The sequence below is a fragment of the Stenotrophomonas sp. SI-NJAU-1 genome (assembly GCF_020883215.1).
Lineage (GTDB): Bacteria > Pseudomonadota > Gammaproteobacteria > Xanthomonadales > Xanthomonadaceae > Stenotrophomonas > Stenotrophomonas indicatrix.
This window is the reverse complement of record NZ_CP086598.1, coordinates 960,867-986,513: the sequence shown is the minus strand read 5'-3', so window position 1 is coordinate 986,513 and position 25,647 is coordinate 960,867. Positions and strand designations below refer to the sequence as shown.

Annotated in this window: 21 protein-coding genes, 1 tRNA gene and 2 pseudogenes; 9 read left to right on the top strand and 15 right to left on the bottom strand. The window is 59.6% G+C overall.

Annotation, left to right across the window (positions count from 1 at the left end; translation table 11 throughout):
- Positions 1 to 4: 4 nt before the first annotated feature.
- Entirely contained in the window at positions 5 to 2,101 is a 2,097-nt protein-coding gene (dnaX, locus tag LMF57_RS04460; protein WP_208082523.1) for a DNA polymerase III subunit gamma/tau, read from the bottom strand.
- A 122-nt stretch (positions 2,102 to 2,223) separates the two neighbouring features.
- On the opposite strand from dnaX, the gene LMF57_RS04455 reads away from it, so the two are divergent.
- The 3 genes from LMF57_RS04455 to LMF57_RS04445 all read left to right on the top strand — a co-directional run bounded on the left by LMF57_RS04455 (position 2,224) and on the right by LMF57_RS04445 (position 4,726).
- A tRNA-Ser gene (locus LMF57_RS04455) sits at positions 2,224 to 2,316 on the top strand.
- Between the two features lie 86 nt (positions 2,317 to 2,402).
- Positions 2,403 to 3,935, top strand: a complete 1,533-nt coding sequence (locus LMF57_RS04450) for a DUF6538 domain-containing protein (protein WP_229290976.1) — start codon at positions 2,403 to 2,405, stop codon at positions 3,933 to 3,935.
- Complete coding sequence (locus LMF57_RS04445) at positions 3,932 to 4,726, top strand: NYN domain-containing protein (RefSeq protein WP_229290975.1); 795 nt, start codon at positions 3,932 to 3,934, stop codon at positions 4,724 to 4,726. Before LMF57_RS04450 ends, LMF57_RS04445 begins: the two co-directional genes overlap by 4 nt.
- 487 nt (positions 4,727 to 5,213) lie before the next feature.
- Here LMF57_RS04445 and LMF57_RS04440 read toward each other — a convergent pair whose 3' ends face one another.
- The 5 genes from LMF57_RS04440 to LMF57_RS04420 all read right to left on the bottom strand — a co-directional run bounded on the left by LMF57_RS04440 (position 5,214) and on the right by LMF57_RS04420 (position 11,091).
- Positions 5,214 to 6,755 carry a MobA/MobL family protein gene (locus LMF57_RS04440; protein ID WP_229290974.1) on the bottom strand — a complete coding sequence of 514 codons (1,542 nt, stop codon included), beginning with the start codon at positions 6,753 to 6,755 and terminating at the stop codon, positions 5,214 to 5,216.
- Between the two features lie 158 nt (positions 6,756 to 6,913).
- Positions 6,914 to 7,309 carry a hypothetical protein gene (locus tag LMF57_RS04435; RefSeq protein ID WP_229290973.1) on the bottom strand — a complete coding sequence of 132 codons (396 nt, stop codon included), beginning with the start codon at positions 7,307 to 7,309 and terminating at the stop codon, positions 6,914 to 6,916.
- Positions 7,310 to 8,193: 884 nt separating this feature from the next.
- Positions 8,194 to 10,146: a hypothetical protein gene (locus tag LMF57_RS04430; RefSeq protein ID WP_229290972.1), complete on the bottom strand. Its 1,953-nt coding sequence runs from the start codon at positions 10,144 to 10,146 to the stop codon at positions 8,194 to 8,196.
- 118 nt (positions 10,147 to 10,264) lie between these two features.
- On the bottom strand, positions 10,265 to 10,777 hold the full coding sequence (locus LMF57_RS04425; RefSeq protein WP_229290970.1) for a hypothetical protein: 513 nt from the start codon (positions 10,775 to 10,777) through the stop codon (positions 10,265 to 10,267).
- Between the two features lie 26 nt (positions 10,778 to 10,803).
- Positions 10,804 to 11,091 (bottom strand): hypothetical protein, encoded by a 288-nt coding sequence (locus tag LMF57_RS04420; protein WP_188252568.1) that lies wholly within the window; start codon positions 11,089 to 11,091, stop codon positions 10,804 to 10,806.
- Positions 11,092 to 11,861: 770 nt separating this feature from the next.
- Here LMF57_RS04420 and LMF57_RS04415 point away from each other — a divergent pair.
- A complete protein-coding gene (locus LMF57_RS04415; protein WP_229290969.1) occupies positions 11,862 to 13,253 on the top strand; it encodes a site-specific integrase in 1,392 nt (463 codons plus the stop codon).
- A 65-nt stretch (positions 13,254 to 13,318) separates the two neighbouring features.
- On the opposite strand, the gene LMF57_RS04410 is transcribed toward LMF57_RS04415, so the two are convergent.
- The 7 genes from LMF57_RS04410 to LMF57_RS04380 all read right to left on the bottom strand — a co-directional run bounded on the left by LMF57_RS04410 (position 13,319) and on the right by LMF57_RS04380 (position 20,613).
- Positions 13,319 to 13,846: an H-NS family nucleoid-associated regulatory protein gene (locus LMF57_RS04410; RefSeq protein WP_229290968.1), complete on the bottom strand. Its 528-nt coding sequence runs from the start codon at positions 13,844 to 13,846 to the stop codon at positions 13,319 to 13,321.
- A gap of 84 nt (positions 13,847 to 13,930) precedes the next feature.
- Positions 13,931 to 14,884 (bottom strand): hypothetical protein, encoded by a 954-nt coding sequence (locus tag LMF57_RS04405; RefSeq protein ID WP_229290967.1) that lies wholly within the window; start codon positions 14,882 to 14,884, stop codon positions 13,931 to 13,933.
- Between the two features lie 365 nt (positions 14,885 to 15,249).
- Positions 15,250 to 16,779, bottom strand: a complete 1,530-nt coding sequence (locus LMF57_RS04400) for a DndE family protein (RefSeq protein ID WP_229290966.1) — start codon at positions 16,777 to 16,779, stop codon at positions 15,250 to 15,252.
- A gap of 1 nt (position 16,780) precedes the next feature.
- The gene (gene dndD, locus LMF57_RS04395) at positions 16,781 to 18,859 is read right to left on the bottom strand and encodes a DNA sulfur modification protein DndD (RefSeq protein ID WP_229290964.1); all 2,079 of its coding nucleotides are present in this window, start codon (positions 18,857 to 18,859) and stop codon (positions 16,781 to 16,783) included.
- Complete coding sequence (locus LMF57_RS04390) at positions 18,849 to 19,064, bottom strand: DNA modification system-associated small protein (protein ID WP_111097280.1); 216 nt, start codon at positions 19,062 to 19,064, stop codon at positions 18,849 to 18,851. Before LMF57_RS04390 ends, dndD begins: the two co-directional genes overlap by 11 nt.
- A 20-nt stretch (positions 19,065 to 19,084) precedes the next feature.
- Positions 19,085 to 20,242, bottom strand: coding sequence for a DNA phosphorothioation system sulfurtransferase DndC (gene dndC, locus LMF57_RS04385; protein WP_229290961.1), 1,158 nt, complete (start codon positions 20,240 to 20,242; stop codon positions 19,085 to 19,087).
- A 74-nt stretch (positions 20,243 to 20,316) separates the two neighbouring features.
- Positions 20,317 to 20,613 (bottom strand): transcriptional regulator, encoded by a 297-nt coding sequence (locus LMF57_RS04380; protein ID WP_229291355.1) that lies wholly within the window; start codon positions 20,611 to 20,613, stop codon positions 20,317 to 20,319.
- Between the two features lie 130 nt (positions 20,614 to 20,743).
- Between LMF57_RS04380 and LMF57_RS04375 the strand changes: the two genes are divergently transcribed.
- From LMF57_RS04375 to LMF57_RS04360, 4 genes are all read left to right on the top strand, one after another.
- Positions 20,744 to 21,520 (top strand): hypothetical protein, encoded by a 777-nt coding sequence (locus LMF57_RS04375; RefSeq protein WP_229290959.1) that lies wholly within the window; start codon positions 20,744 to 20,746, stop codon positions 21,518 to 21,520.
- Between the two features lie 68 nt (positions 21,521 to 21,588).
- Positions 21,589 to 21,900 (top strand): hypothetical protein, encoded by a 312-nt coding sequence (locus LMF57_RS04370; RefSeq protein WP_229290958.1) that lies wholly within the window; start codon positions 21,589 to 21,591, stop codon positions 21,898 to 21,900.
- Positions 21,897 to 22,235 (top strand): hypothetical protein, encoded by a 339-nt coding sequence (locus LMF57_RS04365; protein WP_229290957.1) that lies wholly within the window; start codon positions 21,897 to 21,899, stop codon positions 22,233 to 22,235. The genes LMF57_RS04370 and LMF57_RS04365 overlap by 4 nt, the downstream gene beginning before the upstream one ends.
- A gap of 279 nt (positions 22,236 to 22,514) precedes the next feature.
- Positions 22,515 to 23,933 carry a DUF6538 domain-containing protein gene (locus LMF57_RS04360; RefSeq protein ID WP_229290956.1) on the top strand — a complete coding sequence of 473 codons (1,419 nt, stop codon included), beginning with the start codon at positions 22,515 to 22,517 and terminating at the stop codon, positions 23,931 to 23,933.
- Here LMF57_RS04360 and LMF57_RS04355 read toward each other — a convergent pair.
- A pseudogene (locus LMF57_RS04355) lies at positions 23,930 to 24,106 on the bottom strand (transposase); the annotation flags it as partial. The gene LMF57_RS04360 and the pseudogene LMF57_RS04355 sit on opposite strands and share 4 nt — an antisense overlap.
- Before the next feature lie 136 nt (positions 24,107 to 24,242).
- Between LMF57_RS04355 and LMF57_RS04350 the strand changes: the two are divergent.
- Entirely contained in the window at positions 24,243 to 24,575 is a 333-nt protein-coding gene (locus tag LMF57_RS04350) for a hypothetical protein (protein ID WP_229290955.1), read from the top strand.
- Positions 24,576 to 24,721: 146 nt separating this feature from the next.
- Here the strand turns inward: LMF57_RS04350 and LMF57_RS04345 are convergent.
- Positions 24,722 to 25,641 (bottom strand): annotated as a pseudogene (locus LMF57_RS04345) (IS3 family transposase); the annotation flags it as partial.
- Between the last annotated feature and the right edge of the window lie 6 nt (positions 25,642 to 25,647).

Sequence of the window (25,647 nt, the reverse complement as noted above, 5' to 3'; positions counted from 1 at the left end):
CGTCTTACTCGTCAAAAGAACGGATGGAATCGGAAACAACCCGGGCGCCGTGCTGCTGGATCAGCAGCTGGACTTCCGGATCGTCCATGAAAATGGCCTCGGCAGCCTGCTGCCGCTCGCCACGCTGGCGGTCGGCGCGCTGGTGCAGGGTCTCGGCCGGGACCTGCTCGGTTTCCACGGTTTCGACCACGATCTTCAGCGCGTGGCCAAGGGACCTTTCCAGCACCTCGCCCAACGCTGCCAGCGCGCGCTCGGAGCGCAGGTATTCAAATCCGGGCGAAAGGCCCAGTTTCAAGACCCCATGCTGGCAACTGATGAAGGCCGCATTGGCCGCAAGCTGTCGCGACGGACCGCTCAGGCCACTGTTGGCGACCAGGTCCAGCCAGTCCTCGGCACAGGCCAGCTCGCTGACGCTGCCTGCCGGCGAGGCCTTTTCCTTTGCCGCAACCGGTGCCGGGGCGATGTCGATACCCTCGGCACGGAACGGACGCTCCGGCGCGGCAACCGCCTCTGCAACCGGCGGTGAAGCCGGCACCGGCGGCTCGTGCCACGGCGCGACCATGGCCGCGTCGGGCGTTGCCATCTCGGCCGCCAGCGCTTCATCGCGCGCGCCAGCCGCGTCGGTCGCCCACGGCGGCAGGTCGTCAGCGTCGACGGACGCCTTGCCGGTAGCGGCCTCGGGCGCCAACTGCGCCTTCATCGGCGGCGGCGAGCCGGGCTCCTCGATCGGAACCGGTTCAGGTTCAGGCGTCGGATCTGGTTCCGGGGTCGGCTCGGGCTCCGGCTCGGGTTCGCGCTGTGGCGCCGGGTTCGGCGTCTGCGCGGTTGCCGCCGCCAACACGGGTGCCGCAATTGCCTGGGTGATCGCTGCGGCTTCTGGCGCCGCAGCAGCGGCCGGTGCAGCCCCTTCGTGGCTGCCAGCTCCGCCGCCCCCGGCCTGGCCCGTACCGGTCGGTGCGCTGCCACCGGAGGATTCCGGAGTACGCGGCACAGACGGCACGGCAGCCGCAGGGCGGAACGCCAGCATGCGCAGCACGGCCATTTCAAAGCCGGCGCGGGGGCTGGGCGCCAACGGCAGATCGCGACGACCATTCAGGGCCATCTGATACCAGAGCTGGACCACTTCCGGGCGCAGGCGCTCAGCAAACACGCTGGCATCCAGTCCCTCGGCAGCGGCGGATGCGCCCGGCACCAGTTGCTGCACCTGGATGCGGTGCAGGCCCTCGGCCAGCGCATCGAGCACCCCGCTCCAGTCCGGCGAGAACTCGGCCAGCGCCGCCACCACCTGCAGCAGGCGCGGGCCATCGCCCTCGGCCAGGGCATCGAGCATGGCCGCCACCTGGGTGCGGTCGACCGTGCCCAGCATGGTGCGCACCACGTCCTCACGCAGCGCACCGCCGGCATAGGCAATGGCCTGGTCGAGCAGCGACAGGCCATCACGCAGGCTGCCGTCGGCGGCCTTGGCCAGCTGCACGATGGCGGTCGGGTCCGACTCGATCTCTTCAGCGGTGAGGATGCGGGTCATCTGCCCCTGGATCTGATCTTCATCCAGGCGCTTGAGGTTGAACTGCAGGCAGCGGCTGAGCACGGTGACCGGCAGCTTCTGCGGGTCGGTGGTGGCCAGCAGGAACTTCACATGTTCCGGCGGTTCTTCCAGCGTCTTCAGCAGCGCATTGAACGCGGCCTTGGACAGCATGTGCACTTCGTCGATCAGGTAAACCTTGTACTTGCCACGCGAGGGCATGTACTGGGCGTTCTCGATCACCTCGCGCACATCGTCCACGCCGGTATTGGACGCAGCATCGATTTCCAGCAGGTCGATGTAGCGACCGGCGTCGATGTCCAGGCAGGCCGCACACTGGCCGCAGGGATCGGCACTGGTGCCCTGCTCGCAGTTCAGCGACTTGGCGAAGATGCGCGCGATCGTGGTCTTGCCCACGCCGCGGGTACCGGTGAACAGGAACGCATGGTGGACCCGGCCGCTGTCGAGCGCATTGCTGAGCGCACGGACCACGTGTTCCTGGCCCACCAGCTCGGCAAAACGCTTCGGACGCCACTTGCGGGCAAGGACGAGATAGGACATCAGGCCACCGTCTTCCATCGGATGTTCCATTGTGCCACGCCTGTCCAGCCCTCTCGCCCTGCAAACCAGTGCTTGTGTCCTGCCGCTGCGCCCGCTAGAATCTGCGCCCCTGCTGAGGCGTTTGCCGATGGCAGGGATCCGGAGAGGTGTCCGAGTGGTTGAAGGAGCACGCCTGGAAAGTGTGTAAGCGTCTAAACCGCGCTTCGGGGGTTCGAATCCCCCTCTCTCCGCCAGTTCTCGCAAACCCCTGTTTACGCAGGGGTTTTTGCTTTTCTGGATGGACTGCTGGGAAAGACGCAATCCGGGACACATCGCCCCTATGCGCATCCCCCATCATCTGGTTCGAGCCCGCTCTGGGCTCTGGTCATTCCGGCAACGGGTTCCTACGGACCTTCAGGCCCTCATCGGCAAACGCATCCTGAAGCGCACGCTGCGCACCTTCGAGCTGTCCGTGGCCCAACTGCGCGCCCTGACACTGGCCGCACGTTATGCTCAGGCCTTCAGCGTGTTGAGGGAACGACGCATGGGAACCCAGGACGAGGACATCGAGACGCTTTTTGCGCGCCTCACCAGCTCCGACAGCCTCCAGCAGCTGACGTTGAACCGAACGCGCACCGCCGACGGTGTCGTCACCGAGCACTGGCAGATCGACACTCCGGAGGACGTGAAGCTTTATCAGCAGATCATGGAGCTGTCTGCCTCACGGCCCAGCGAACTTGGGGAGCTGATTCGTCAGGGCGTCCCGCCGATGCCGGAGGCCCGCCGGGTGACCAAGCCCGCCATTGAGACCATCACCTTGGGCAAGGCCAAGGAGGCGTGGCTGGCGAGCATCAAGGGCAGCACCCTGCCCAAGACTTGGACCATCAAACGAACGGCGGTAGAGCTGCTGACTCGCTTCCTGGGCGAGAAGGCCAGACTCCATACGCTCACTCGGTCCGACCTGGCCCGGTGGTATCAGCACATGCGGGACGAAGGGGCATCCACCCCCACCCTGACCAACAAGCAAAGCTATGTAGGCGGGAAAGGAGGATTTTTCGAGTGGGCGATCGCCTCGGGCCATTACCCGAAGGGCGACAACCCGGCCTCCGGGCATGTGAGCTACTCAACGCGGGAGAAGCGGGCCCGGCGCAAGTTCGGCTTCAAGGCTTATGACACCCATCAAGTCCAGGCCCTGTTTGCGCCGGCGGCCTTCGAGGCCCTGCCCCTGCCCGCTCGCTGGGCGGCCCTGTTGGGGCTCTACACGGGGGCTCGAGCCTCCGAAGTCGGGCAGTTGATGGCCAGCAACATCTCGGAAGAATGCGGAGTGCCCTGCATACATATCACCGACGAAGGCGAAAATCAGCGGGTGAAAACCGACGTAAGCGTCCGCACCGTGCCCGTCCACCCCGACTTGGCGGCGCTGGGCTTCCTCGAGTGGGTCGAGAGCATGCGGGCCGAGGGCCATACTCGCTTATTCCCTGGAGCCAAGGCCGAGGCCAAGAACGGCCAGGGCAACTGGGTGTCGAAGGCCTTCAGCCGTTACTTGGCCGAGGTGGGCAAGAACTGGCCCACTGCGAAGCGGGGCTTCCACTCCCTTCGGAAAACCCTGATTCAAGAGCTCCAGGGCTTGGGAGTGGTTTCCGAGCTGCGGGCTCAGATCGTAGGTCACGAGCTGGACGATGAGCACCACGCCACCTACAGCCGCGATTTTACGGCCAAAGAGAAGTTGGAAGGACTGGGGGCTCACTCGCCCGGCCTTCGGACGCTGGCCTACGGGCTCAACCTCCAAACCTTGCGTCCGCTGGTGCACCCGGCCCTTCTGCCCGCCGGCAGCCTTCCCACGAACCGTCGCAAAGCAAGGAGCAACGCGTGAGCACTTTTCCGGTCGAGGCTCGAGTCGCCGTCCTCTTGGATTGCGACAACGTTCCCCCTGAAATCGTGGACCACGCTCTGCTCATGGCAGCGCAGTTTGGGCGGGTTGTGGTCCGCCGCGGCTACGGAAACCACTCCACGCTGGCCAAGCGCTGGCAGGAGACCTTGGTCCGGCAGGCCTTTACTCCGTGCCTCCAATACCAATACGCGGCTGGGAAGAACACCGCTGACATGGCGCTGGCCCTGGATGCCTTAGAGGCATTGTTCGACCACCGGGCGGACACCTTTTGCCTGGTGACGAGTGACTCCGACTTTGCCTACCTCTGTCGCAAGCTCCGGGAACGCGGTGCGACGGTCTGTATCGTGGGTGAGGAAAAGACGCCAGAGGCATTGCGCAACGCCTGCGACCAGTTCTTCGAGTGGAAGCCTTCGGAGCAGAAACCCGAAGCGGAGGAGCAGGCCTCGAGCTTGAAAGGACAGGCGCAAGGAAAGACCGAACCCCCCAAGCCATTGCCCAAGCGACGCCCCCGTTTCTTGGTCGATGCAGTGGCCCTTCTCGCCGACGGCAGCACAGATGGAAGGGTCATCGTCAGCGCGCTTGGCAACTATCTAAAGCGAACCGATCCCTCGTTCTCGCCAAACGCTTATGGGCACTCCGGCCTGCTTAACATGGTCAAGACGTATGACCTGCTCGTTGCTTCGCAAGCGCCGGGAGGCCACTGGCTGGTCAAGCTCGCACCGGAACAGAGCCCGGCGACTCAGGCTACAATCGCAGCAGCGTCTGATGCCTAAGGCGAAGAATCCAAATAGAAAAACTGTGACGCACTGCGTCATCGCGCGCTTGCGCAATCCCGACTGAGTGGTTCGATGTGAAGACCTTTCACTACATGACTGACCAATGCCCGCAAACGTCGAACTACGTATCGCCAGCCAACTTCTTCAAGTTCTGGTGCCTCAAAACAACACTCGCGACGCCGCTGAGCGAGAGGTGGATGTCCAGCATGCGCTGGATATAGCGAAAATACTCTTGCGCCGCTTCGCCGCGAGCCCACAAGGCCAAGCAGCTCAGTCACTTACCCACTCGCCTCCCAGTAGCGGCGCATCCCGAGCCGCTACCGTCGACCGCAGCCAAGTGCCGCAAACCTTCCCATCCCCCGATGCTTGGCGTGCATCTCGCGGCCTCCCGCCAGTGAAGCCACTCCCAAATCGGACAACGCCCGTGGGACCAGGGCCCCGTTGAGCAATAGCCCCGCTTTCGCGGGGCTTGTCCTTTATGGGATCAGTGGAAGGTCGGCCCACGGGGAGCCGGCGGACGAAGAGCGGGCGCATCGGAGGACAAGGGCTGAGGAGCCGCTGGCTTCAGAGCTTGGCCCTGTGGGGGAGAAGGCATTGCCTCAAGGACTTCAGCCTTTTTGGCGATGTCCGCGTCGATCAAGCCAATCTCTTGTTCCGATGCCCGCTCCTGAGCCAACTTCAGTTCGGCGGTGCGCGTCTCAAGCACCGAAAGCCGCCGCCCTCGGCGCTGGGTCCATTCCGGACGCGAGTAGCCGGTTGAACCCATCGGATAGTCGGCATTGAACCGCTCCCACTCTTGCTCGGCCATATGCCGCAACCTGGTTGCACTCTTAAGGTTCAAGAGCCTGCGAGCCCGGCTAATGATGAGGCACTTCAGGGCACGGACTTGAAGCACAGCCATGGTGATCCACTGCCGGAGTTCGACGCTCTCCCCTTGCGCTGAAAGCAGCCGCTGCGCCCAACTCAACCCAGCACGAGTCTTTTCCATGGCCAAGTCTGCCCTCGCCCTGGAAATCTCCTCAACGTCGCGCAAGGCGTCCACAATCCTCTCAGCAAGGCTAACGGGTGCCCCATGGTCGGGTAGTCCGTGAGACGAAAGGAGCACATGCTGCAGGTGAACACCGGAGACCCCCTTCATTTCCATACCCGCGGGCAGGCCGGCCGTATCGCTGTTGAGCACCCGCCCACGGCGCGACCCAGACTCCTCCCCAGCGGGTGGCATGGGCTTGCCCTCCAACCCGGCCTTGAGCACCAAGTAGTCATAGTGCTCCTGATTGTCTTCCGAAATCTGGTCGTTCGTCCTCGCCCTAGTGGTATCCACGCCTTTCCCAGCCAGAGCGCTCGCCCGCTTACCGAGGTGTAGGGTCGGCTCCCGGGAGAGCGCCGCTGCCGCCAAATCATCCCCACGCTCCATTGCCGATCTGGCCTGTTCAGCCAGACTGCGGTGGTCGATGGTGCTGGTAAAGCCGGCCGCCTCCAGGTGGGCGTTCGTCGTCGTAGCGACCATCTCCCGAATCCACTGAACCTCTACTTTTCCAGACGGCCCGACATCTAGCTCGCGGGTTTTGTCGCCAAAGCCCTCAGGCCCAATGCGACGAGTAGTCGCCAGGATGTGGACATGGTGGTTGAGACCATCCGGCGTGCTCGGGCAATGAATGCTGGCTTGGACAGCGAATCCGTAACGCCCGACCAACGCGTCGGCGAGCACGAATGCCAGATGGGCGCGCTGTTCTTCGGAAAGCTCATGGGGCAAGGAGATCTCGAACTCCCTCGCCACGGTCGAGTCTTTCCGTCGCTCCGCAGCTTCCGCGACCGCCCAGAGCTCCCGGGGGTCCAAGGCCCACTCGGGAGCGTCTGGCGGGGCGAGGCAGAAGCTTTCGACGACACCGCTGCGGCGGCGGTAGTCGTGCTGCTGTCCGGTGAGCAAGTCCGCGAGCAGCAGCCCGCCCCGGTAGGCAGCGGCAGCAACGGCGGACTGCCCCCGGCTGCGGCTAAAAGTCTTGATCGCGGTATGGAAGATGGCCATAAAAACTCCTGTGAAGACAGGAGTCTTTATGGCTCAGCTTTTGCTTTTGGCAAGCCTCCAAGAGGCTTGGGGTTCCAGGGGCGCAGCCCTTGGCGCACGCATCCGTCAGGATGCCTAAGTGCGCTCTTGCTGTTTTACCAACATGCAGAATTCACCCATCAACAGAGCACCGCCCCCCGGAGCAAGCCATCAGGGTCAAGCAGATCAGCCAACTCCAAGTCCGGGGTCACCGCAAAAGCGGCCAAACTGTCCGTCCACACCGCTTGGTCTGCAAACCGGGGCAGATGACGCACAACATCATAGAAGAGCTTCTCCGCTACCGGCATGGCCGGAGTCGACATGTGGTGAGCCAATGGGTGGAGGTTACGCCAGTTGTTCAACGCCATCAGCAAGCCATCCAACTCATAGAACTTAATCGTTGAGAACTGGCGTAGTATGCGCATGTGCAGACCAAACCCCGGCTGGTCATCCTGCTCACCATACTCGGCCGGGTTCTTGTAACGACCGCCATGAGTGTCAAAGGCTATTAGATCGAGACCGACGGCTTTGCCCATGAGTAACCACTCAGCGGACCTGTGGAGATACAGGAGCGCCCTTGACGCCAGCCCTGTCTCCATGGCCCGGAGGGCACAGGCACAGAACCATGCCGAAGCTACGAGGAACGCCTCAGCGTGCCTCTCTCTCGTTGCACCAGTCGGAACCGTTAGATGTTGCAAAGCAGTTATCAGGGCACGTAGCCAGTCGTCGAACTTCGTGACTACCGGCATAGCAGGGAAGCCGAAAGCGACCAAGTGAAGAGACTGCCGGAGTGCTTGACACCTAGTTGCAAGCGCCGCGTTGACTTTCCACCAGTTTTTTGTAGCCGGCAAGGGTGTGACCTGCTCATCAATGACACCTTGGGACATTGCCAGGAGGACCTCTTCAGCAAGCTCTCCGAGCCAATCGGCGAGGGACCGAGTCAGCGGATGAACTTGTCCTCCTTGGAGCCACGATGGCGCCTTGGATTCGGCAGACAGAGATCTACTTGCCAACGACAATCCGTGGCCATCTAGAGACTGAATGGCCAATGCAGAGTCAATCGCGCTGCGCAAGAGAGTCCTATACTCCGGCGAGACATCGTCGATGCTTAACGACAGCAGAAGGTCCCGGTTGGCGACCCTTGCCCCCAACTTCGACAGTCGATCACTCCTCGGCTTCAGACGACCTTGGGCGATTGAAAGGCTGTGATCCGCCACACACCAAGACGGTGATTCGGAAGACATCGTGAGCAAGAACGCGATAAGGGGCAATGGCGCTTCACCGTTCGGAAGCACTCTATAGACCCTAGGCCAATACATGCCGTTAGCGAGCACTCCTTGCAGTGAAGCGAAATCAGCCTGCCTTACAAATATCGGCCGCTCCGAACCTGAGACTATTGCGCTAGACCAGAGCATATTCGTCAGGCCGGCTCGTAAAGTTCATCTTCGCGACGCTGCAACATGTTAGAAAACATCTGCAGGGCGACCTTGAACCGATCCTTGGAGGCAGTCGTGATTACGGCTTCGAACGCCTGCAAGTCCTGCTTACGTAGTTCCCGTAGCCTGCCCGCCTCCTCTTCACCGAAGTGCTCCCCAAGATTGTTTCGAGTCTCGCGTAGCGTTTCTTCCCAGAGCCTGGCAGCGTATCTGCGAGCCGAGGTTATCCCCATGGTCTCAAGGTCTTGTGCCACCGCGATCCTCTTCTCGCCGTCGAGTTCGGCAACTGCGGCGTCGCGCACATCTTTCCGGACCATGGTCGCGATAAGGACATCACTCCAAGCCAAGCGCGCCCAATCTGAGCCAATGTTGACTTTTTCTCGCCGCCACAAGGTGCGCTGGCAGTAGGGAAGATCAGGGCTCAGGTATACCGTTCGTCCGGGACCAGTGTCCGCAACGAAGGCACCTAGCGCATCAGTAGTGATACGAGCAGCTTCGATAGCGCTGACGTTTCGAAGGGCACCTACTCGGAGCCACATCCTGAGCAAACCCTGCTGGAAAATAGACAGGAAGAATACATCCTGCTCGCTGGGAACCTTCGCCCATGCGCGAAAATCTGCGTAAGCCCCTTGGACAGGACCATTAGCATCGCCGTCATATTCATAGGTGAACCGATCCAGATGATTTGAAAGGCTCGTAAAAGCTAGATTTCGATTCTCCCTCTGCTCTTTGAGTCGGGCAAACGCCTGACCCAAGCGAGCCTCCTGCTGCGCATAGGGCGGAAGTCCTCTGAGCAATATAGTAAGTGCAGGCACTACTGTGGACCGCAACCTCTCTCGCATGACCTGAGAAACCGCGGGGCCTCTTCGCTGGTCCGAAACACCATCCGGGTTGAAGTTGGGATCAGCCAAGGCAAACTCGTCCTCGACGGAGCGCAGCTCCAGAAGTTTAGAAGCCAACCCAGTTGGCTCGAACAAGTAAGCCTTCAGGACCTCAGAAACGACCGATATGGTCGTAATGCTAAAACCCCTAGTTCTTCGTGCAGTGCGCTCATCGTCGCGAGTGTTCCACTCCAGCAAGTGCAATCTCCGCCACCCTTGTGACTCACCTTTCCAAGCGTCGGCTAGCTCTCGAACAGCCATCGCGGAGTGACGTTTGTCGTCGAGCAATATGAGGAAATGACCACTCACCTTGCGCGGTTCAGAATTAATAGTGATGAAAAGCTCACGGAAATCAACGGTGATATTCTCGCTACGCCCGACCTGTGCACCAGGTGGCCACACGATGCAAACCGGAAGCTCCACCGGCGCTACAATCTCCCTACCCTCCTGGCTTTTGGTCAACAGCCGAAGGGCCTCAAGTCTATGTTGGCCATCCAAGACAACTAACTTCGCGCGCGCGGGATTGAGCGCCAACTCGCCGGCGTATGCGTAGTATCTATGGGGGGTCTGGTTTCCGCCCTCGCCCCAGGGAACCGACCTGTCAGAGTGAGCGGCGTCTGCAACTGGCAGGCGCACTCGGAAGCCGTCTGTATCGAAGAGGCTTACAAGGTATTCCTGCCCATCCTCCTCAACCTTTTCGGAAGCGACTGAATCATATTGTGGCTTGATGCGAGTAGCCTCGCCAGCTTCCATCAGCGCAACACAAACGATGAGCGGTGGAAAGAAGATGGGACGATCCTTACCCTTTGCCAAATACCTATTGGCGATATCACGAACACGTTCCGGATCAATATCGCGCTGAATAAGCTCATCGAACTGGTAGTCCTCAAGGTCCATGACCTCACTTGCAGTAGTGAGGTCATCGAAGTTGTTCACAGTTAACGATGTCAGCAGGAACTGCGTCGGAAAACTGTCCGAGGTTTTGAACTGACCAAATGAGCCTTGATAGATCTTCGTGAAACGATTGATCGGTCGTTTGCCTGGAATCGTGGTCATATATTGCACCCATGCTTGCCGCCATCTGATATATGCAGACGGCTATGAGGAAAAAAGATGATAAGGTTCGCGACGCGCCATAAAATAGGCCAAATAGACGCTAGCCGGTGTTATCTGGTTACCTACCGCTGAGAGGCTTCCAGAGGAAAAATGCCATCAGCATCGCGTTGGCGTGGGGGGTTTGTCGAACGATCGCCCATTTCTGAAATGCATCCTCCACGTCCTTGAGCTGACTAAGGACCCAAGACTTGAGGAAAGTCCTACCCACGTCGTAGTCGGCGGCATGGCGCTGCTCTTGTAGGGTCACAAAGGTCCGGGCTACATCCGCTAAATCAGCGGGCACTGGGCCAGCAGCCCCGAGGAGCAGCACATAGACGCGCGGCAGAGGATTCTGAACGATTCCCTTGGCCGCACTTTTCATATCTGCATGCGTCAAGGCCCGCTGGACGACTTTCGCCATCCCAACAGGTTGCAAGGGCGTGATTCGCGCGGAGGCCTCAGCAGACAGCAGATGAAACAATGCGTAATAAGCAGAAGATACAGCACGGCGCAGATTTGCCTGCTGCGGCCGCTTGCTCTCTTTCGTCGCCAGATGCCTGGCCTGCTTTAAAAGGTCCTGGGGTAGCCCCATCTTCTGCTCATCCTTGAAGCTGACAGTTACCTCTTATTACGGAACTCGAAATAGGGCCATCTGGAAATCCCCTCGAGCAGCGCAGACTTTTGAACTTCAGAAATGAAACTACGAAGTTCATTGAGCTTCTTTGAGTCAGACGACACTTTCTTGTCGTTAACAGTGAGGTATACCCAGAGGGCTGACTCGCCCGAGGAATCCTCATCCACACGCACGTCGTATGCAAGGACCGACGCCGGCAGCGGTGCGCGCTGCAGGATAGACGTCATTGCCTGCTGATCTTCGATCTCGGTGTGGAGTGCCAAGTCTGCCATGGGATACATCTATCACTTTCAATGAGGCAGCGCAAGCAGCTGCAAAGGGTGCCTATGATACCAGTCCAAGGCTGTCTCTCGGCGAGTAAGCGGCTCGTCTTGTCTTTGCTAACACACCCCGCCCTTTAGTCGTCTCGGCCTGGCACGTCACTTGCGTTCTCAGCCAAGTTCCGGGCTTAGCCCCCCACGCATAGAGAGGAACTTCCTTCACTACCCCCTATCTCGTCCGCGCCTCACACAAAGTTGTATACGTGAAAATGGTTATCCGGCCTCTATCGCTACGCGCCCCTGGGAGCATCTTTATCCAAGGCCTGACTCGGTGCGGACCCCAGCCACCGTGTTGGACTTTCCAGGACCCATTACGCAAAACAGTAATCGCGGCCTACTGCCTTGGGGCGGGTCTGCTCGCTCTTCTCCATGCCGTCTCCGATCACTTCATAGCCGCCAGCGGGCATAAGAAAAACATATGCAAAAACCAACATAGCGGACAGGGCGTTTATCTTATGTTCAGATAATGCTGCGCGGTTTGTTAGGCTATGTTAGTTAAACAGTACCAAAATGACTCTGTGAAAACTCAAGCCCCGCACGGACAAGTCATTGAAATATAAATAAACAAAGGTCGAAATCGGGGCGGTACAAACGCGGCGCTTGGGCAAACTGCCAGTCCACTTTGGAGAGCCCTACAGCGTTGATATTTGCCGACGGTTTTGTATTGACCATTTTTGGACCTGTCTTATTGGTACTTCCATCGTTCCGATGGAAGCCAAGCAATGCCCTCCCCCGCTTTAGAACACCTCCACCAATACCTGCTCCACCCAATGGGCACCCTCCAGCTCAAGGGCGTCCAGATGGGTAACCTTCGTATCGAAGAGTTGAACATCACTGGGCGGGAGGCGGCCATCCACGCCCAGGAGATGCTGGACCGAGCCGATGACCGCCAGCGTCGCAGTCGTCGAGCCAATGGATGCACTCAGTATCCCGCCCCGTTGCCCATCGCCTCCGCCCCTCGTCTGCTATCTGTCGAGATCGCCGACTACGTGAGGTCCAGAGACGACCGTAATCTAGCCAAGGACACAACCGGATCTACGCTCCGCACCCTCAACTTGCTTAAGATGACCTGCGGCGACATCCCTGTTTCGCGCATAGACCATGCCCATATTTATCGTCTGTGGGAGTTGCTGCGGTGGGCTCCCCCGTTGCTCCTCTCCGACCCCAAGTATCGGGACTACACGTATGAGCAGGCCGTCGCGCTGGGCAAGGAGCTGGCCGTTTCTCCCCTGGCCCCCAAGACATTGGAAAAGCATCGGCGTTTCCTGTCGACCTTCTTCAAGGGCCTAGTCGAAGCCAACGCGATCCCAGCGTCCCCCATGGCCGGCTTCAAGAAGTTCAAAGACGATCTGGCGGTAGACGCCGACAAAGCAGAGAGGCTCTTTGACGAAGCGGACCTCCAAAAGATCTTCGCGCCTGAGAACTTCATTCCGTGGGCGAAGTGTCATCCCCACCGGTGGTGGATGCCCATGATCGGCCTCTACACCGGCGCGAGGATCAACGAGGTTGCGCAACTGAAAGTGGCCGACATCGTGCAGGACGCCGGCATCTGGTGGATACGCATCCGGGTCACGATCGACCCAGACCTGGCACACAAGAGTCGAGGAAGAAGTCGCCAACGCCTAAAAGGCAAGTCGGCCGTCCGGGATGTGCCTATCGCGCAGCCACTCATCGACGCCGGCTTCCTGGACTACGTCGAAGACATTCGCCAGTGCGGACACCCGCGGCTGTTCCCCCACCTTTCCGCCGGCGTGAACCGTGAAACAGGGGACTCGAACGCACGTTACAGCCAAGCCGCGCTCAACCAGTTCAGCACTTACATGAAACGCTTGGGCTTCAAAAAAGGCGTCGGCTTCCACGCGTTCCGCCATACGCTAGCCACCGAGCTTCACCACCAGGACATCCCAGACGAGGTCATTGCCCTCATCACTGGTCACTCAGCTAACAAAAGGGTCGCTGTCCTGCACGAGGCGTATTTTCACAAGAAACCGGCATACGCTCAGAAGAAGAAAATTCGCACCATCAAGCGATATCAGCCGAGCGTAGTGCTGCCGAAGTATGAACGAGGTCAGTTCGCCGATCAGCTATCCGACCCGAGCAAGTTCTACCCCTGAACGACCACCTCATCCCCACCACTGGATACGGCTTCCAGTGGTGGGTGACGAGCAGTCCGAACCCCTTACTTTGCGACCTTCTTTACCCGAGTGGCCTTCTTTGCGGCCTTCTTGGCAGAAGCGCGCTTGGTCGACTTCTTGACGACTTTCTTGGCCACTTTGGCTGCCTTCTTCGCGGGCTTAGTGGCGGACTTCACTGAGCCTTCCACGGGCGGGAACTTGGAGTCTGGGTGTGCTTTGGCCCAAGTCCGGCCCTCAGCCGACTTCGCCCAGGCAGTGAACACCTTAGGAGACAGTCCGCGCCCCGTCCAAGTCTCACCAGTCGGCAGCCGGTATTTCGGCGCGACCGAACCGAGCTTGCGCCCCTTCAGGGGACCCTTTGGCGTTACGGCAGTGCCCCTGGATGGGGCCTCAGCCGTCTCCCCAATGATTTTGCCCACCTGCCGGCGTTGGGCAGGAGTGAGCACCTTTGCATAACGCTGGAGCACTGCCAGCGCCTTTGGCACTTCGCCATCTCTCTTCTCGACCAGCCTTTTCTGGGCTTCGAGTTGTTTGATTTCGGCATTGAGCGATTTCAGAGTCGTGAGGGCCAAAGGGCTGCTCCATTGAAGGGGGGCATTGATTTATAACCGAATCACCCGTGCTGCGGGGCTGCGCTGCATGATGCCCCTCACCGCTTAGCGCCCTTTGAAGGCGAATACGATCCTTTCCCAAAAGCTCATGGGCACAGGCACAGCCTCCACTTTGCCCAGATGCGCATCAGACTGTCGAATCTCAAACGCCCCAGGATTAAAGACAGCGGCCGATGAGATATCAGCAATCCTGATAACCCTCGAAAAATCTTTGGGATCTTTAAGAGCGCTACCTTCACCCTCCTCATCAAGGGCAGCCTGAATGGTCGCGGAGTAGTCGACTGTCTTGAAAACTCGGCTTGCGCCGTCTCGATATCCGCTCCACAACGGAGCAATGGTGACAAACTCCGCACTGGGATTCGTTGTCAGCAAATCAGCAACGTAGCCAACCAGGACCCTTCCGTTATTGAAGTTGATCATTACGCCTCTGGGGTCATCGCGTTCAAGCCCAGAGAAAGATACCTCGTTGGAGCGGAGAAGCGACAATACCGTTGGAATCTGCTTAGGAGACCCGAACAACTTTGCGAGCCCCACTTCCCTCCAGAGAAAGGTAAGCATCCCAGTAAGTATCTTAAGAGATAGAACAATGGACCCGGGAGGCTTGGAGGGTTCAACTCCCACATTGCTGCTCCACAAGACGCGCATCAAGGGATCCAAATCGCCTCGATGGTAGAGCCAAAGTCCCGCAATGCGCTCGCTCACCAATAGGTTGCTAGCCCTTATCAGGGTCTCCGCTATAAGCAGAGTTCCAATAGCAGTTCCGATGAACGCAAAGGGTGCGACTTTGTGAATCGCAAGACCAACAGCCAAACCCCATGTGGTTTTCAGGAGGGCAAAGCAAATCGCTCTACTGAGGATCAAGAACAACAATCCCCAGACGGCCGCCGCAAGAAGTAGCTGATCTTTAGCCAGCCTTGCGGTTGCATAGGCTTTGAATCTGCTTCTAGAAAGAAACAAATATCCCGCCAGAAGCGGGAGTAAAAGGATGTTATAAGGCATGGGAAGTTATCCTCCCATCTTATGCCTTCTGCCAGGAGAGGTCGGGACAGACTGAGCGGCTTTAACGTGCTCATCAAGCGCCTTACGGCCCCTTTCAGAGGTCAAGTATCCTTTGAGGTCTAAACGGAGGTGGCCATTCTCGAAGTTAAAGTAGGAACGCCGATCGCCGAACTTTCGTTCCAACGCCTTCTTGACTAGCTCGACAGTGGATTCGGTGCTCTTGCTCATGGCGACTGTCCGCAAAAGTAGGAGGGCTTTCTCACCCTCCATGCTATCAAACTTGAGGCCGGGCGCAAGTGGTTGATTTTGATCCACTTTGGGTCGCCCGAGGCACATGCCACTGAGGCCTCATCCTCACTCAACAGCTATTTCCAGGCAAGCACCTTGAGAGACTTCGCGTCTCCCCGAGCCCTGACAAACGCTTCGCCCTTCTTCAGCGAAGTCAGGGAAGCGCCAGCGCCCAGGATCCGCTTCACCGCGGACTCCCGCGCGTTAGTTACAAAACAAGCGACCAGCCCCATTTCATCCAGGAAATCGTCGTCCTCACCCTCGAAGTCGTCCGGTTTCTGGGAGATGAGCATGACCGCCGCACCCTTCGAACGCCCCAAACGAATGAGATTGGACAGGCCGGGAAGGCGTGCTTCCAGAGCCCTGTGAGCTTCATCCACGACACACAGGACTCGGAGTGCACGATTCCCTTCACTGTCAGTCTCTGAGTCCGGCTGCGAGTTGATGAAACGCTCCAGAGCATCCGTCAACAGAGCCACCACGGTCACCCTTACCAGCTCGGGGACATTGGCCGGCAGCGAGATGATCCAAGACTTAGAGAAAAACTCCTCAGGAGACATTTTGGGCTCGAAGAGCGGCAGTCGGCAGAGATCCACAAGCGTTGCGATCGCGCCATCTTCCTTCGCCCCCGCGGATGCATAGGCGTTCTCTAGGCAATCTCGAACATCCTCCAAGGTGCAAGGGCTACGAGTGCGCAATGCCTCTTCTAAGGCGTCGTTGAGGCGACGCTTCTGAAGGTCACCAAACTTGGTCTGCTTGAGGTTGCTCAAGCTGTCACGGAGCCGTTGGGCCGTGGAGATGATGCCGTGCTTGCTCCTGTCAGAGAGGGCAAACACATCTAGGGGGATGGGGACCAATGGCGGCGAAAGAACCTGGGCATCAAATGCCCGGTCCAAAGCATTGTGTCGGTCAGCCATGTCGCCCTTGAAGTCGAACGCCAACAACGGAACGTTCGTCTGCTCGGCGATGGACCGAAGCACGAACGCCGCCGTGCGGGTTTTGCCGCTGCCCACCCCGCCCATGAAGGCACTATGGGGGCTACCGCCGGGCGCGTTGAGGGTCCAAATGACCTCCTCATTGGTAGCCACGTCGCGACCAATCTCACCAAGACGGACGGGAACTGGGCCGCGAGATGCTTCAGCCACTACCGAGGTCACCTGGTTGCGCCGCTTCTCGGTGACTTCAGGCAATGCGCTTTCCGCCAAACGTCGCCAGAACTCGGAGGTATCACCACCTGATGCGTCGAGCTCCTCCGACAAGATCTTCATGCCTCGAGCCCAGTGGCGCTGGACTGCGCTCTGCAAATCTTTGATGGTGAGCGGGCTGCCGGCATGCTCGATGAACAGCGAGACCCAGCTGGCCAGGTCGGCCCCTGTGCCAAACAGCACGTCGCCCTTGATGATCCGGCCCACCTCGCCCTCCGCCTTGGCCGGCTGCCCGGGCAAGGCCAACGAGCGAGCCATCGCGAGTCGAGCAGGGATGTTGTAAGACCCGAATCCCAATCGATCTTTGACCCGCTGAGACAGCTCATCCGTGTCAGAAGTGGAACGGAATGAGGTCCCGGCGATGACTTCCAAGGTCAGGTAGTCGTTTGCATCATTGCTCATATCAAACTCCCTGCCCGTCGAAATAGCCTTCCTCACACCAGCTGCGAGCCACACCGCCATCGACCTTGTTGCGGATGATGTAGAACTTGGCCACCTTGCTGCGAATCGCTGCAAGGAACTGCCCCACGACCTCGGTATCTGTTGAAATCAGGATGACCTGACCCTTTCGGCTGGTGATGTGCTTAAGCACATTCAAACGATGGTTCTCGTCCAGCCGGCCCAAGGGGGTGTCCACAACCAGCGGGAAGGTCCGCTCGGACACTTCAGCGATGGCCGAGAACAATGCCTGGGTGAAAATCTGCTTCTCGCCGGCCGAGAGGTCGTATTGACGAAGGTCACGCCCATCCGGGGACGCCAGCTCCACGTCGCCGTCTTCGTTGATCGTCACTTCGCGCAGGTAGTCGCTGCGGTGGGCCATAGCACGCACACTGCGCGTCATCGCCTCCGCCACTGCTTCAGACTGCAATGGCCACGCCTCATCAACGAGGTTACCCAGCATCTCCGCCACCTGCTCGGCACGACCAGCCAACTGGGCCGGCCGCTCGGATTGGTCCAAGTGACCGGTCAGGCGACCCAGCTCGCGGCGCTTCTGTTCGAGGTCAGCACCACGGGACTTGACCATATTGGTGAGTGAGCCGCGTTCCTCGCGCATCAAACCCACCTTGGTATTCACCTCGTTCAACTGGTCGCGCTTCTCCTCGACCTGCGGGGTGGCCCCCTCCGTGGAGCGAATCACGGCCGACACTTCGCGCAGCTTGGCGGAGCTGCTTTCCATCGTCTCAAGCAGCTCGACGATGCTGGCGGATGAAACTGCCTTCGCGTCTCGCAGACGGTCCAACACCCGCTGAAGCATGGGGCCACGGGCGTGCGCATGCCTAAAGGAATCGGCCACATCGCCCGGCGGCGGGAACCACAAGCGCTCCAGAGCCTTCTCCACGGCAGCTCGCACGCCGTCCACTTGGCGCTCTAGGAGCTCTGGCTCTACCGTTGGCAGCTGCTCGTTTAGGAACTCCAGAACGCTGGCAGTCCGGCTGTCGCGCTGGGAAAGTGCGGCCTCCCACTGGTCGAGTCGGGCTTCCTGGTCAAGACGAGCCTCAACTTTGGAGAGCAGCAAGCCACCGGCCAGCGCCAGAGGTAACTCTGCCTGCGCAGCGCTGACCAACTGGTCTTGGGCATTGTTGTAGCGTTTTTCGTGGTCAGCCTGGTCGCGCGTGAGCTCTTCCAGCTGCGCCCTAGTGCCAGCTCCGTAGCCCAACTCCCGCGTCAGCGTGTCGCGCAGGGTCTCGCTGTTCCGGATTTCGGTCTCGATGGTTTGCAGTCGTGCTTCATAGCGCTCAAGTTCCTCCTCCATGCTGCTGACTGCCGCGTCCAGCTCAGCAATGGCTTCATTGCTGACGCCTTTGGGCACTTGGCTCCGCTTGGTGTTCGCATAGGTGCGGAGGTCTTTTTGAAGCTGCTTTAGCCAGTTGAGGCCCAAAAGCCCCTCAATACCTTCTCGCACCTGCGAACCCATGTCGCGTTCGGCATACACGGCCGCTGATTCACCGTCAAACAGAAAGAATCCGGCCAGAGAAGTGGGGATAAACGTCTTCGAGACCCAGTCGCGATACCAGCCGTCGACGTCTGCTTCAGTCCGACCAGGGCCAACCACGCGCCGACCGATCCCATGGAAGATCTTCAACTGCTCTGCTGACTCGCCAGCCTTGAGCTTTCCTTGGTCGTTGAAATACCAAGTCCGGTCAATCCAGATGGGTTCATCTGCATCGTCAACGAACTTGAGCTCAATGCGGCAAGAGGTGCGGCCTTCCGAGAGGGCATTCCCAAAGAGAGCTCGCTCCATGAAGTCCTTGAACGATTGTGCGCGACCTTGGTCATCGCTGGCGACACCTGCTCGCAGCACCAAACGCAAGCCGTCGCGACCAAACAGGCCCAATGCCAAGGCTTCGAACAAGGAGGTTTTACCGAACCCGTTTCGGCCACCAATGACGACCACGTTCTTTGTCTTGCCGGGTTTCGGGAACTCGAAGGTGGCCGACTCGAATGCCTTCCAATCTCGGAGGCTAATCGACTCAAGGTGCATTGTCGGCTTCCTCTTCGTAGGTTTCGCCCAGCACCTCGTCAAAAGCCTCCCACAGGCCATGACGACGCTGCATGGTGCTCTTATCCACAACCTCTTCAACCAGTCGGCGCAGGTCGTTTACCGGCAGGCCGATCTGACGGCAGTGCCTTCTAATAAGCTTGTTTCCCGCCTCCTGGGCGAAAAGCGTCACAACATCGCGTGGCATCTAGTGTTCCCCCTGTGTCCTTACTTGGAACCAGCCATTGCCCGCGCCTCATCTACGGAGCGCGTGGCAAACATGCTGGCATCTTCAGCCCAAATCTCTCTAATCCGGCTCACTTCCGAGTCTTCAATCAACTTGGTCTTCATCTCATCTTGTAGCGCCAGCACCCTGTCGAGAACTTCTTGACGGGTTTCCAAAGTGAAGGGTCCCGGGATGAAAACGCCATCATTGGTGATCGTGAGCTTACCGTTGCGGCGTCTTGCGAGACGGCGTTCTGGGTCGTTTCGGATCTCGGCCAACCAGTCCCGGAAACCAATCAGAGGCGTAAACTCGCCATAGCCGGCCTCGACAAAGCCCATCAGGCTCTTGTCCTTTTCCACCACGGTGCACGTCCAGCAGCCAAATCGAGAGTTCGAAGTGCCACAACCAGGTGCGTCGTCTTGGGACAACACAGTGGGGCATTCAGCAGCGCCAGCATCCATGTAGAGCTGGATCAATGCGCCATGCGTGCCACCCCACGGCGGCGGGGTAAAGGCCAAGTATTCCCATACCTCGTCCGTGGAAAGCTCCACAATCGGGCGGAACACCATGCAGTTAACTAGGTCGTTGTGGCGGTTAAGCCGCTCGCCATTGTCGTAGCGGGCCACCGACGCCGCTCGGGTCGCGCTCTCGGAGCGGCGCACACCAAGAAGAAGGATGACTTGACCAGCCACGTCGGCCTGCTGGCGGATGTATCGGCTGGTGGGCTGGATTTTCATCCGGTCGGTGCACCAACGGAAAGACCTATTGGGCGGTGGGTAGCCGCGCCCGATGAGGTTCACCCAGAAAGTCGCGTCATCGTCAGGCCGGGTCGTCACCACCTGAATAGGCAATCGCCAAGCATTGGCGGCATGGTCGATCTCAGACTGCACGGATGCAATGTGAGTGATGACCAGCGGGCTCTCCACAAGGGTGTCGTTCGAGACGATGTGGACCTCGCGGGTGCGCTCGTGAGGCGCGAGGGACATCAGCACCTCGAACACAAGATGCGTCACCAAGGTGCTGTCTTTGCCGCCAGAAAAACCAATGATCCAGGGGTGTTGATGATCCTGCAGGTATTCCTCTCGGATGTCCTGACGGATGAGTTGGATCTTCTGCTCAAGAGCAGGATCCATCTTGGGGCGGGGTCGTGCAGTGCTCATGGCGTGATTGTCGCATAGACCTGCCACGGGAGGTCCGCAGCGGATGGGATGGAGAAGCTCAAAACCCTTGCGGGCTATAGCTCTTGGGCGAACTTTTTAGCCAAGGCAGCGCGCTGGCTGGCAGTCAACTTGGACAGGGCAAGCACCACGGCCGCGGTGGCCTCGTCCTCCGCCACGAGGTAGGCCATCGGCACCCCGAGCACTTCGGCCAAACGCCCGAGCCCATCCAGGTCAATCCCGCTCACCTCCGTCTCATACCGGTTGACCCGGCTGCTCGCCAGCTTCTTATCGAGCCCCATCAGAACCCCCAGCGCTCGCTGGCTGGCGATGCCGCGCAGCTGCCTGGCCTGCTTGAGGCGGGCGGCGAACAACGAACGGGGGGAAGCCTCGGGCACGTGAACGAATGTTGAAAAGCTGGGCCGACAGCATGACTTGCTCCTCCTCTGCATGGCAGACTCTTCATGAAATGTAGCACCCTCCCGACCAACCACAGGGGTTGTCATGAAGAAGAACCAGACAAGGATGGCCACCGCCCTGGCGGCCGCGCTGTTGCTGAGTGCCCACGCCGTTTCCGCTCAGGAAGCCAGCCAGCCCAACCCGGAGCCAGGAAAGCCGGGCTTTTTCCGCCAGTTGGGGAAGAGCCTGAAGGATGCCGGCGGCCAGATGATTGGGGTGAAACCCACCGGGGCTACCGCAAGCCAAGCCCCTGGCAATCAGCCGATCTACACCCCGGTCAGCGGCTCCGGAAAGATCCAGGGGCTGTTCAAATCTGATAACCACCAGCTCGCACAACAAGGCCGGCTGGACTGGCCCCGCGTGGCGTTGACGTTCCAGGAGTGGGGTGCGTCCCAGCCCTGCTGGACGATTGAGGCTCGGATTTGGACCAGCCCCTCCGCGTCGACGACGGAGACATTCCGGAGCTGCGCTAACGCCGCACTGACTGAAGTTGACGACCTGGGCGACATGGCAGAGCTCAACTCGGCGGCCCTCTGGAAAGGCCGAGACAGCCTCACCGGCGTTCGGGTGCCGTCGAGCAAGGCCAACACCGGGGCCAGCCGGTCTACTGGCCCTAATCCGCCGGCACAGCCCTTTGTCGTCAACGTCAGCCGCCCAGGCGTATCCGACAAGGCCGTCGACGTGGCCCTGAGGGTGGCTTGGATCTCTGGATTCCTTCAGACCGCCGACTTGCATCCGGGCGCGGCAGGGGTGCTGACCCCGTTCAAAGACGGCCGCCTGTGGATCGCGGGGTTCAACCCTGAAGGCAATCGAGACCGGTAAGCCCTCTCTTTCTCTACCCGTCCGGGGCGGCCTACCGCCGCCCCCTCATCACCCTCAAGGATTGACCCATGAACGCAAGGTTTCCCCTGGCCGGCTTGGCCATTGCACTGACCCTCTCGGCCTGCGGCGGACCGCCCTCCAATAATGATGCAGAGCGGGCCTTTGCCACTCTGTTGGAGGAAAGCGGGGCGGGACGGGTTGGCGACATCCGCGACTTCGAACTGACCGGATGCGTCGAGGCCCAAGACATGGAGGGCTACCGCTGCGACACCAAGGGGAAAGTCTCCATCGATATTGGAGGCCGCCAGGTGCCCATTCCGGTCAGCAAGAACCTTAGGTATGCGAAGGAGTCAGGGAGCTGGAGGGCCTACGCCAAATGAGCGTCCCTCCCCCCCTTCTTGACCAGTCGCCCCCTGCCCGCCGCAAGTTGATGACCCCCAGGGACAGGTTCTTCTGGTGGTATTCGGGAGCCCTGCTTCTCACTGGACCTTTCGGATTCGTCGTTGGGCCGCTCATGGCCCGACGCGCAAGCCGGAAGGCGGCTCGGCTCTACCCCGCAGAGGCCCGCGCAGCCCAGGCGCGGGACAAGGGCTTCGCTTGGTGGCAGTGGTGGGCCATGACCATTCTCACCCTGATGGGCGCGCTTGGGGTCTTCGCCGTGCTGAGTGGGCTTCCGATGTTCCTCTTTGTCATCTACGCCCAGCTGACGCAGTAATCACGCAAGAATCCGATAGGTAAAGGGCCGCTAAACGCGGCCCTTTTTATTGATCAAAGATCCTTTGACCACGGATGTCCCATCCTTTGAAATAGCCTAGGATGGCAGGACACAACACAGGACACACGTCCGGTTTGCGTGCTGCGAGCAGTCAGGGAGAGAGGTCTCCAGATCAGTACCTCCCCCTCTCTCCGCCAGACTCTGCAAACCCCTGAGAAATCAGGGGTTTTGCTTTTCTGGGCCTAGCAAGGGGCAGGACACAAATCGGGACACATCCCGATGAGAGTTCCCCATCACTTGATCAAGACGCCAGCAGGCTTTTCGTTCCGCCAGCGCGTGCCCGTCGATCTACAGCTCCTTCTGGGCTGCCGAATTCTCAAGCGAAGCCTTCGAACGCGCGAAATGCGCAGCGCCCAGGCTTGCGCCCTGGTCCTGGCCGCCCGCTATGCTGAGGTCTTCAGCGCCATCAGGAAGAACGGCATGGGCGAGAAGACGGCAGAGCAATGGCTCCAGGAGCTTCGGGGACAACGGCTCCAGGACTACACCCTCGAACGAGACGCCAATGGCACCCTGCGTATCCAAGCGGAGCCAGGCGAAGACACCGAGGCGCTGACTCGCGCCATCGAGAGTATCGGACGGGTCAACCCTGCGTTCTTCGGCGCAGTAGCCGCCGCCCCAGCAGCTCCCTCCAAGCCCCAGCCCAGCAAGATCCTGTCGCTGATGGAGGCCCGCGATCTTTGGCTCAAAGCCATTGCACCGGACACCATCCCCAAGACCTACAGCATCAAGAAATCGGCGATTGACGGGTTCGTACGCACCACCGGCCCTGACTACCCCTTGCCGAGCATCAACCGGATCGACCTGTCGAACTTCTATCAGTCGCTCGCCGATGCTGGCATCTCAACCCCGACCCGAGTGAACAAGCAGTCTTATTTGGGCGGCTTCTTCGACTGGTTGATTGCAGCTGGCTACTACACAGACAGCAATCCGGCGCGAAGCCATGTCTCATACGGCAATAGCGCCAAGCGTAAGCGGCGCAAGCTGGGCTTCAAGGCCTTCGACCTGAAGCAGATCAGCCTGCTCTTTGCTCCCACGGCCTTTGCCACCTTGTCACCTGCCGCGCGCTGGGCAGCCTTGTTGGGCCTTTATACCGGTGCCCGTGCCTCTGAAGTTGGGCAGCTGCTGGTGAGCGATGTTCAAACGGAGGGCGGCGTGGCCTACATCCATATTAATGACGACGGCGAGCACCAGCGCCTCAAGAGCGAGGCCAGCATCCGTACTGTCCCGATTCACGCTGACCTGATGGCGCTGGGCTTCGGCGACTATGTTGCCAGCCTGCCCACCTCAAGCCGCCTCTTCCCCCAAGCGAAGGCCAATGCCGTCAATGGCGCGGGGAACTGGATCTCCAAGGCCTTTACCCGCCACCTCGCTGAGCACGGAAAGACCTGGCCCAAGGCCAAGCGCGGTTTCCATTCCCTGCGTGAGACGGTCATCCAGCAGATGCAGGGCTTCGGTGTCGCCTCAGAAATGCGCGCCCAGATCGTCGGCCACGAGCTTGATGATGAGCTCCATCCCGTCTACAGCCGGGAATTCACCCCGGCAGAAAAACTCAATGGGCTGATCACTCCTGAATTCAAAACAGCGGGCATGTCATCCTTGAGCCGACGTCCCCCCGGTTTGAGTAGTGGGTGGATTTAGAGTCCGGTGCTGATGTTATCGTTCTTCGCCGCCAACTGCGCGGCGTACTGGGCGGGGGTTAGCCCGCCAAGCGCTCGCTTGGGTCTTTCTTCGTTATAGTCGCGCCGCCAGCTTTCGATGCTGGTGCGGGCATGAAGCAATGTCGGGAACCAGTGCTCGTTGAGGCATTCGTCGTCCCAGGGGAAACAGTCCTGGATATCCAGCTGGCTATATCAAGTACGAGAATGCTGGAAAGCAAGGCGTAGATCCGCTCTCCGGGAAAACGCTACCTAATTCGAAGTCTCACTTCCCAGTCAGATAGGCCTGAACATGATCGAGCACCAGGTGGAAGCCCTCCGGCCATTGATCGGGAAAAATGTGACACTGGGGATTGAAGATGGCATGGCCACGATAGGTACGCACGATGGCTGGGAGCTGCATATCTACAACTCTTTCAGCCTCCTTAGCGATGGCATTGCGGAGAATCCTCCGCGCTCAACGCTGAGCTTGGTGCTGGAGGATTGCCGGTTCGATCACGAGACAATGGTTGCGCAGTTTTCTAGAGGGGTCACACTCACAGTCGACTTAAGTGACGATGGCTACTCTGGCCCAGAGGCGATGCAGTTGAATAGTCCAGATGGAACTATCGTGATCTGGAACTAAGTTCGATGCAGCCGCCGCTACTCGCACTGGGATCGCCCCCCAAGGGCGACAGGTATTGACCTTCTCCCTGTCGCCCCTGTTTCGAATGAAGCAGTAGCTTGACCTCGCCGGTAATCCCCCGCTTTTAGCGGTCGCCAAAAGTGGAACTACGCTGCCAATGCAAGTTTCTGCATTGGCGTGATGCCGCCGAGCGCCATGTTTGGGCGCTCGTGGTTGTAAGTCCATAGCCAACGGGTGGCGATGTCCTGGACCTGTTCGATGTCATTGAACAGATTGCTGGCAAGCCAAGCGTAACGAACCGTCCGGTTGTAGCGTTCGATGTAGGCGTTCTGCTGAGGATTGCCCGGCTGGATGTAGAGCAGCGCGATTTCGTGCCGCTCCGCCCATGCTTGCAGCGCTCCGCTGATGTACTCGGGCCCGTTGTCGCAGCGTATGGCGCGGGGCTTTCCGCGCCATTGAATGACCTGTTCCAGGCTGCGGATCACACGCGCTGCCGGCAAGGAAATATCGACCTCCATCGCCAGCCCCTGCCGGTTGAAGTCATCCAGCACATTGAGCATCCGAAAGCTGCGTCCATCAGCCAGCTGATCGTGCATGAAATCCATCGACCATGTCTGGTTGACCGCCTCAGGCACCGTCAAAGGCTCCGGCACTTCCCGGACGATGCGCTTGCGCGGCTTGATGCGCAGATTCAGCTCCAAATCGCGATAGATCCGATACACGCGCTTGTGGCTCCAAGCGAAGCCCTTCACGTTGCGCAGGTGCAGGAAGCACAGCCCAAAGCCCCAATCGCGGTAGGCGCTGGTCAGCCTGAGCAACCAGTCGGCGATGATCGCATTTTCTTGGCAGGCCTTGGCCTGATAGCGGTAGCAGGTCTGACTCACCTCGAACGTCCTGCACGCATGAACGATGCTGGTGATGCCTGCCTGGACCGCCCGTCTGGCCATCTCGCGACGCTGAGATGGCCTCACCATTTTTTTGAGAGCGCTTCCTTCAGCAGCTCGGCACTGAGCTGCGCATCGGCGTACATCTTCTTCAGCCGCCGGTTCTCGTCCTGCAGTTCCTTAGCAGA

What these genes read in the sequence shown, in the direction of transcription:
- dnaX (WP_208082523.1), bottom strand. Translation starts at nt 2,101, where the DNA reads ATGGAAGACGGTGGCCTGATGTCCTATCTCGTCCTTGCCCGCAAGTGG.
- LMF57_RS04450 (WP_229290976.1), top strand. Translation starts at nt 2,403, where the DNA reads ATGCGCATCCCCCATCATCTGGTTCGAGCCCGCTCTGGGCTCTGGTCA.
- LMF57_RS04440 (WP_229290974.1), bottom strand. Translation starts at nt 6,755, where the DNA reads ATGGCCATCTTCCATACCGCGATCAAGACTTTTAGCCGCAGCCGGGGG.
- LMF57_RS04435 (WP_229290973.1), bottom strand. Translation starts at nt 7,309, where the DNA reads ATGGGCAAAGCCGTCGGTCTCGATCTAATAGCCTTTGACACTCATGGC.
- LMF57_RS04430 (WP_229290972.1), bottom strand. Translation starts at nt 10,146, where the DNA reads ATGACCACGATTCCAGGCAAACGACCGATCAATCGTTTCACGAAGATC.
- LMF57_RS04425 (WP_229290970.1), bottom strand. Translation starts at nt 10,777, where the DNA reads ATGGGGCTACCCCAGGACCTTTTAAAGCAGGCCAGGCATCTGGCGACG.
- LMF57_RS04420 (WP_188252568.1), bottom strand. Translation starts at nt 11,091, where the DNA reads ATGGCAGACTTGGCACTCCACACCGAGATCGAAGATCAGCAGGCAATG.
- LMF57_RS04415 (WP_229290969.1), top strand. Translation starts at nt 11,862, where the DNA reads ATGCCCTCCCCCGCTTTAGAACACCTCCACCAATACCTGCTCCACCCA.
- LMF57_RS04405 (WP_229290967.1), bottom strand. Translation starts at nt 14,884, where the DNA reads ATGCCTTATAACATCCTTTTACTCCCGCTTCTGGCGGGATATTTGTTT.
- LMF57_RS04400 (WP_229290966.1), bottom strand. Translation starts at nt 16,779, where the DNA reads ATGAGCAATGATGCAAACGACTACCTGACCTTGGAAGTCATCGCCGGG.
- dndD (WP_229290964.1), bottom strand. Translation starts at nt 18,859, where the DNA reads ATGCACCTTGAGTCGATTAGCCTCCGAGATTGGAAGGCATTCGAGTCG.
- LMF57_RS04390 (WP_111097280.1), bottom strand. Translation starts at nt 19,064, where the DNA reads ATGCCACGCGATGTTGTGACGCTTTTCGCCCAGGAGGCGGGAAACAAG.
- dndC (WP_229290961.1), bottom strand. Translation starts at nt 20,242, where the DNA reads ATGAGCACTGCACGACCCCGCCCCAAGATGGATCCTGCTCTTGAGCAG.
- LMF57_RS04375 (WP_229290959.1), top strand. Translation starts at nt 20,744, where the DNA reads ATGAAGAAGAACCAGACAAGGATGGCCACCGCCCTGGCGGCCGCGCTG.
- LMF57_RS04370 (WP_229290958.1), top strand. Translation starts at nt 21,589, where the DNA reads ATGAACGCAAGGTTTCCCCTGGCCGGCTTGGCCATTGCACTGACCCTC.
- LMF57_RS04365 (WP_229290957.1), top strand. Translation starts at nt 21,897, where the DNA reads ATGAGCGTCCCTCCCCCCCTTCTTGACCAGTCGCCCCCTGCCCGCCGC.
- LMF57_RS04360 (WP_229290956.1), top strand. Translation starts at nt 22,515, where the DNA reads ATGAGAGTTCCCCATCACTTGATCAAGACGCCAGCAGGCTTTTCGTTC.
- LMF57_RS04350 (WP_229290955.1), top strand. Translation starts at nt 24,243, where the DNA reads ATGATCGAGCACCAGGTGGAAGCCCTCCGGCCATTGATCGGGAAAAAT.